This is a genomic window from Flavobacterium sp. KMS (genome assembly GCF_000813005.1).
In the GTDB taxonomy this organism is placed as follows: domain Bacteria; phylum Bacteroidota; class Bacteroidia; order Flavobacteriales; family Flavobacteriaceae; genus Flavobacterium.
On sequence record NZ_JSYP01000058.1, the window covers coordinates 1 to 2,140 of the forward strand.

Here is a 2,140-nt window from a genome sequence, read left to right on the forward strand (position 1 = left end):
CTGTTAATTTGCCTTATTGATACAATTTATTACAACAGCTTGAGTGATTAATTTAGCTTTTTTTATGTAGATGGTATTTATAGAGAAGGGTAAGTTGGAGTTCAGTTTGATTATTAATTTATTGATACTATTAGGAAGATAGACGTATGACTGATAGAAAGGATAGGGCAGTATTATTGTACCCGTAATAAAAAATTATGATTGCTAAGTGATTAGTTAATGGTATCTAATCTTAGTTTTTTGTGGAATATTTTATATTGGAAAAGTAAAGTTTGTAGACACGAAAAGAATTACTGTGCTATCGTTTAATAGCTCTATTAAAACGATATTAAAACAAAGTGAATGAGTAATATTACTCATCCTTAACTTATTTTTTGCTAATAAATATTCTTTTTCTACAAGTTAAAACGTAAAATCTCATTTTACTAACTGGGAAACACTACCAAGTGAATTCTGTCATTTCATCTGGGTTTTCAGTACAATTCTCTATATCGTAGATAAAAAGATCGATTTGTTGTATGGTTACGTTTGACATGCAAATAATATGGGAGATATCGCCTTGAGTGGCTAATTGCCATTTTAATTTAATTTCTTCGTTTGTTTTTGGAAAAATTACTGTTATAGAATTTGGATTTCTCCAGGCAGCAATCCCTATAGTTTTTAATCTTTGTTCGCAGTATTCAGCTACTTCTAAGCTGTGTAAATAGCGTTTTTTTAAATCTTCAACACCTAGTTTTTTTATGGCATACCATAAAAACAACGGACAATGACCGTTTCTGGACCCAGAAATTGTTGTGTCTAGGGAGCCGATATAGGATATTCCTTTTGAGATTCTATCTCTATTGGAGCGCTTTGTGATAATAATGCCAGTTGGAATAGGCGAACCTATAAATTTGTGTCCACTGATTGAAATGCTCTCTGCGCCATCCATAAAATCAAAGGGAAGTCGTGGTTGCATAAAGGCACCATAACTTCCGGATAGGGCTGCATCACAATGGATGTAGTTGTCTTGTATGGCTAATTTTTTTAGAATATTCTTAATTTTTGATACGTCATCTTTGGCTTCTTTCATGGTTGTGCCAAAAGTAGCAAGTACAATGGCCGGTTTATTACGATTGAGTTTTAGAGTATTTTCAAAATCATCATAATCTATTTCACCATTTTCTTGTGATCGAATAGCGATGCTCGGTATGTTGAGTAAGTGAATGTTTTTCCGTATGCTATAATGGGCCGATTCAGAGTAGTATACTATAGCTTTTGGATGTAATTCTCGTGCGAGATAGAGTCCGTATAGATTACTTTCAGAACTACCATTTGTTACATAACCCCAATAATCTTTTGGATCGGCGCGGAATAATTTGGCAAAAAAGCCAACCACTTCTATTTCTAGTTCGTGTGTTTGTACTTTGTAAGTGCAATTCTCAAAAGGATCTCCAAGATTATTAATCGGATATTTAAAAAAATGATTGATTTCTGAATAATCAAAATCTTTAGATACAGGATAGCCTAAGAAGTTATCTCTTGCATTTTCGATGTATTGATTCAAATCAAATAAGCGTTGACTGTCTTGTACGGATAGTGATTCTGAGATGGGGATTATAATATTTATTTTTACAGTAAATTTACTTTTAGTGGTTCAATATTTTTTATTAATGAGTACATTCAAAATATAATTCTAAAATTGAGTTGTAATTAAGTTTTTTAATATCCAATCTAATGTTTCTTTTTTCTGAAACCATATAATTATTCTGAGATGGATGTCATAGATAAATAAATAGTAATGCTTTTATAGTTAGCCCATCAGTTTAATTACTCTGTTTGCTGGTTTCCCTCGGGTTATTAAATTGATGACTAACACATAAAAATACATTTCTTAGGCATAAAGCAGCTATATTCCTTGTAAATAAGTAAAATAGCTGCTTTAAGTTAAAAAAAGGCTGTGTTTCTATGTTGTTAAATTAATAAATAATTTTTTTGGTCTCGACATGATTATCATCCGAAATTACTTTCACCATTAAAACCTGATTACTAGATCTTAAGTTGTCGATAACTAATTTAGAACCCGATACAGCTTCTTTTTTGTATAGCAAGTTCCCTGATACATCATAAATAAAAACCTTATTCAAATTACTATTGTAAG

The 2,140-nt window shown here is 31.2% G+C and carries 2 protein-coding genes; both read right to left on the reverse strand.

The window, feature by feature from the left end:
• Positions 1 to 439 precede the first annotated feature (439 nt).
• Complete coding sequence (locus OA93_RS23965) at positions 440 to 1,609, reverse strand: histidine decarboxylase (RefSeq protein ID WP_346425757.1); 1,170 nt, start codon at positions 1,607 to 1,609, stop codon at positions 440 to 442.
• A 349-nt stretch (positions 1,610 to 1,958) separates the two neighbouring features.
• On the reverse strand, positions 1,959 to 2,140 hold a 182-nt coding region (locus OA93_RS23970; protein ID WP_039116803.1), incomplete at its 5' end, for a T9SS sorting signal type C domain-containing protein.